Consider the following 4,439-nt stretch of genomic DNA (forward strand, 5'->3'; position numbering starts at 1 on the left):
CCAGCCGCTCCTTGCGCGCCGCCTGCGAGCCGGGGCCGGACAGGGCGCCGACGGCGGTGAGCTCGGCGTCGGTCTCCGCCACCGTCAGTACGGGGGTGTGCGCGGGTTGCGGAGGATCGGAGAGGGCGCTCCAGCCGATACCGAGCCGCCCCCGCGGGAGGCGGCCCGCCAGGTACGGAATGACGGTCGGTACGTCGTCGGGGCCGGTCTCCCGGAAGAGACCGGCCAGCAGGGCGACCTTCCGGGTCCGGGCCGGGGCCGCGGCGACTTCCAGGGACACGTGGGCGAGCCGGGCGAGCAGCATGCGGCCATGGTGCTACGAGGGCGGGCGCCACGCCCACGAGGCGCTCCGGCGCCGGCGGCCGGGGTTCGGGGACGGCGCCGACGGCCGACGTTCGGGACGAGGCCGGCGGCCGGGGCACCACGGGACGGGGGCCGTCAGCCGAGGTTCAGGGCCGCTATGCCGCCCACCGCTCCGAGGATCATGAAGACCGGCATCAGCACCTTGATCTCGACCCAGCTGCCCGCCCGGAAGCGCATGGCCTTGGGCGGCCCGATGGGGTACCAGCGCTTGCGGCCTATCGGCAGGGGCCACAGGATCGGGCAGCCGGAGACGGTGAGCGCGTCACCGATGTCGTGGACGAGGGCGCCGAGCACGATCGGCAGGCCGAGCCAGAGGTACTCCATGCCGGGCTCGGAGAACAGCCAGGTGGAGCCGTTGCCCGGCTCGTCCAGGACGCCGGCCAGGATCCACGCGCTGGTCGCGCCGAGCAGCCACACCAGGACGTCGCTGGAGACCCGCGCCGCCCGCCACAGCAGGCCCTCGACGGCGAGCACCAGGTGGACGAAGAGGATGGCCAGCACGGCCCACCGGCCGAGGGTGATCGCGGCGAGGGAGCAGCCGCCGCCGATCAGCACCGCCCACAGCCAGGTGTGGGTCAGGGTGCGGTGCCCGCCGGTCCTGCGCGGGTCGGCTTTGCTCTTGGTCGCCTTGTAGACGGCGTACGAGAGTTTGTCGACGACCTCGCAGACACCCTTGGACACCGGCCCGAAGGACCGCGAGATGGTGGCCGACTTGTGGTCCAGGTCGGGGGCGAGCGCCGCTCCCGCGCAGATCAGAGCCCCGACGACCAGGACGGGCCAGGGCATCGCGTGGCCCGCGCCCGCGGCCGCGGCACCCACCCCCAGCCAGGCCGCCGCTCCTGACAGCGAGTGTGCCGGTCCCATCATCGCTTCTGCCCGCCCCCATCGTGATCCGGCCGTGTCCACGGCCGTGCCGCCACCGTCTGTACACGGCGCCCGAGTTGAAGGGGGAAGCGTATCGTCCATGATCTTCGCCCGGTCCGCCGGTTCCCTGATCGGGGGGTGCGGCAGGCAAGATGGGGGGGTGACCCTTATCGATCAGCTGCCCCCGACCGCCGACCCGGACGCCCTCTTCGAGGCCTTCTCGTCATGGACCGAATCGCAGGGCATCACCCTCTATCCGGCTCAGGAGGAGGCGCTGATCGAGGTGGTCTCCGGAGCGAACGTGATCCTCTCCACCCCCACCGGCTCCGGAAAGAGCCTGGTGGCGGCGGGTGCGCACTTCACGGCGCTGGCCCAGGACAAGGTCACGTTCTACACCGCGCCGATCAAGGCGCTGGTCTCGGAGAAGTTCTTCGACCTGTGCAAGCTCTTCGGCACGGAGAACGTCGGGATGCTGACCGGCGACGCCTCGGTCAACGCCGACGCCCCGGTCATCTGCTGCACCGCCGAGGTGCTGGCGTCGATCGCGCTGCGTGACGGCAGGTACGCCGACATCGGCCAGGTCGTGATGGACGAGTTCCACTTCTACGCCGAGCCGGACCGCGGCTGGGCCTGGCAGATCCCGCTGCTGGAGCTTCCGCAGGCGCAGTTCGTGCTGATGTCGGCGACGCTCGGCGACGTCTCGATGTTCGAGGAGGACCTGACCCGGCGCACCGGGCGGCCGACGTCCGTGGTGCGCTCCGCGACCCGCCCGGTGCCGCTGAGCTACGAGTACCGGCTGACGCCGATCACCGAGACGCTCACCGAGCTGCTGGACACCCGGCAGTCGCCCGTCTACATCGTGCACTTCACGCAGGCCGCGGCCGTGGAGCGGGCGCAGTCGCTGATGAGCATCAACATGTGCACGAAGGAGGAGAAGGAGAAGATCGCCGACCTGATCGGCAACTTCCGCTTCACCACCAAGTTCGGCCAGAACCTCTCCCGCTACGTGCGCCACGGCATCGGCGTGCACCACGCGGGCATGCTCCCCAAGTACCGGCGCCTCGTCGAGAAGCTGGCGCAGGCGGGTCTGCTGAAGGTGATCTGCGGTACGGACACGCTCGGCGTCGGCGTCAACGTCCCCATCCGCACGGTGCTGTTCACCGCCCTCACCAAGTACGACGGCACCCGGGTGCGCACCCTGCGGGCCCGGGAGTTCCACCAGATCGCCGGCCGGGCGGGCCGGGCCGGGTTCGACACGGCGGGCTTCGTCGTCGCCCAGGCGCCCGAGCACGTCATCGAGAACGAGAAGGCCGTCAAGAAGGCGGGCGACGACCCGAAGAAGAAGCGCAAGGTGGTCCGCAAGAAGGCTCCGGAGGGGTTCGTGGCCTGGTCGGAGACGACCTTCGACAAGCTGATCCAGTCCGAGCCGGAGCCGCTGACCTCCCGCTTCCGGGTCACCCACACGATGCTGCTCTCGGTGATCGCCCGCCCGGGCAACGCCTTCGAGGCCATGCGGCACCTGCTGGAGGACAACCACGAGCCGCGCAAGGCGCAGCTGCGGCACATCCGGCGGGCCATCGCCATCTACCGCTCGCTGCTGGACGGTGGTGTGGTGGAGCAGTTGGAGACGCCCGACGCGGAGGGCCGGATCGTGCGGCTGACCGTCGACCTCCAGCAGGACTTCGCGCTCAACCAGCCGCTGTCGACGTTCGCGCTGGCCGCGTTCGATCTGCTGGACGCCGAGTCCCCGTCGTACGCCCTGGACATGGTCTCGGTCGTCGAGTCGACGCTCGACGACCCCCGGCAGATCCTCGCCGCCCAGCAGAACAAGGCGCGCGGCGAGGCCGTCGGGCAGATGAAGGCGGACGGCGTCGAGTACGAGGAGCGGATGGAGCGGCTCCAGGAGGTCACGTACCCCAAGCCGCTGAGCGAGCTGCTCTGGCACGCGTACGACGTGTACCGCACCAGCCACCCGTGGGTCGGTGACCACCCGGTGTCGCCGAAGTCGGTGATCCGGGACATGTACGAACGGGCCATGACCTTCACGGAGTTCACGTCGAACTACGAGCTGGCCCGCACCGAGGGGATCGTGCTGCGCTATCTGGCGAGCGCGTACAAGGCGCTGGAGCACACCGTCCCGGACGACCTGAAGTCCGAGGACCTGGAGGATCTGATCGCCTGGCTCGGTGAGATGGTGCGGCAGGTGGACTCCAGTCTGCTGGACGAGTGGGAGCAGCTGGCCAACCCGGAGGTGGAGACCGCGGAGCAGGCGCAGGAGCGGGCCGACGAGGTCAAGCCGGTCACGGCGAACGCGCGGGCGTTCCGGGTGCTGGTGCGCAACGCGATGTTCCGCCGGGTGGAGCTGGCCGCCCTGGACCGGGTCCGTGACCTCGGTGAGCTGGACGCGGGCTCGGGCTGGGACGAGGACGCCTGGGGCGAGGCGATGGACGCCTACTGGGACGCGCACGAGGACCTGGGGACGGGTCCGGACGCGCGCGGGCCCAAGCTGCTGAAGATCGACGAGGACCGGGAGCACGGTCTGTGGCGGGTGTGGCAGGCGTTCGCCGACCCGGCCGGCGACCACGACTGGGGTATCCGCGCGGAGGTCGATCTGGCGGCCTCCGACGAGGAGGGCCGGGCGGTCGTCCGGGTCACCCAGGTGGGGCAGCTGTGACGGCGTCCGGGGAAGTGGGGCGAGAGGGCATGACGAATCCCGCCGAGAGCCTGGTCGGCCTGCTCGACCTGGAGCGGATCGAGGTCAACATCTTCCGTGGCCGCAGTCCCGAGGAGTCCCTGCAACGGGTCTTCGGCGGGCAGGTCGCGGGCCAGGCGCTGGTCGCGGCCGGCCGGACCACCGACGGGGACCGTCCGGTCCACTCGCTGCACGCCTACTTCCTGCGGCCCGGGCGCCCCGGTGTGCCGATCGTGTACGACGTGGAGCGGGTCCGCGACGGCCGGTCCTTCACCACCCGCCGGGTCACGGCGGTGCAGCAGGGCCGGACGATCTTCAATCTGACGGCCTCCTTCCACCGGCCCGAGGAGGCGGGCTTCGAGCACCAGCTGCCCCCGGCCCGCGAGGTCCCGGGGCCGGAGGAGCTGCCGACGGTCGCGCAGGAGGTGCGCGAGCACCTGGGCGGCCTGCCGGAGTCGCTGGAGCGGATGGCGCGGCGCCAGCCCTTCGACATCCGGTACGTCGACCGGCTGCGCTGGAC

Annotated in this window: 3 protein-coding genes and 1 pseudogene; 2 read left to right on the plus strand and 2 right to left on the minus strand. The window is 71.1% G+C overall.

Annotated features, from left to right (window positions below; translation table 11 throughout):
• Positions 1-304, minus strand: a pseudogene (locus tag IH13_RS0127935) (ATP-dependent DNA ligase); the annotation flags it as partial.
• A 134-nt stretch (positions 305-438) separates the two neighbouring features.
• On the minus strand, positions 439-1,230 hold the full coding sequence (locus IH13_RS0127940; RefSeq protein WP_031088745.1) for a metal-dependent hydrolase: 792 nt from the start codon (positions 1,228-1,230) through the stop codon (positions 439-441).
• A 97-nt stretch (positions 1,231-1,327) separates the two neighbouring features.
• Here IH13_RS0127940 and IH13_RS0127945 point away from each other — a divergent pair, with 97 nt between their 5' ends.
• The gene (locus IH13_RS0127945; RefSeq protein WP_199814859.1) at positions 1,328-3,901 is read left to right on the plus strand and encodes a DEAD/DEAH box helicase; all 2,574 of its coding nucleotides are present in this window, start codon (positions 1,328-1,330) and stop codon (positions 3,899-3,901) included.
• Between the two features lie 29 nt (positions 3,902-3,930).
• Positions 3,931-4,439, plus strand: a 509-nt coding sequence (locus tag IH13_RS0127950; RefSeq protein WP_031088747.1) for an acyl-CoA thioesterase, incomplete at its 3' end; no start/stop codon positions are given.

Origin of the sequence: Streptomyces sp. NRRL WC-3549, from assembly GCF_000721935.1 — a bacterium.
In the GTDB taxonomy this organism is placed as follows: Bacteria; Actinomycetota; Actinomycetes; order Streptomycetales; family Streptomycetaceae; genus Streptomyces.

What these genes read in the sequence shown, in the direction of transcription:
- IH13_RS0127940 (WP_031088745.1), bottom strand. Translation starts at nt 1,230, where the DNA reads ATGATGGGACCGGCACACTCGCTGTCAGGAGCGGCGGCCTGGCTGGGG.
- IH13_RS0127945 (WP_199814859.1), top strand. Translation starts at nt 1,328, where the DNA reads ATGATCTTCGCCCGGTCCGCCGGTTCCCTGATCGGGGGGTGCGGCAGG.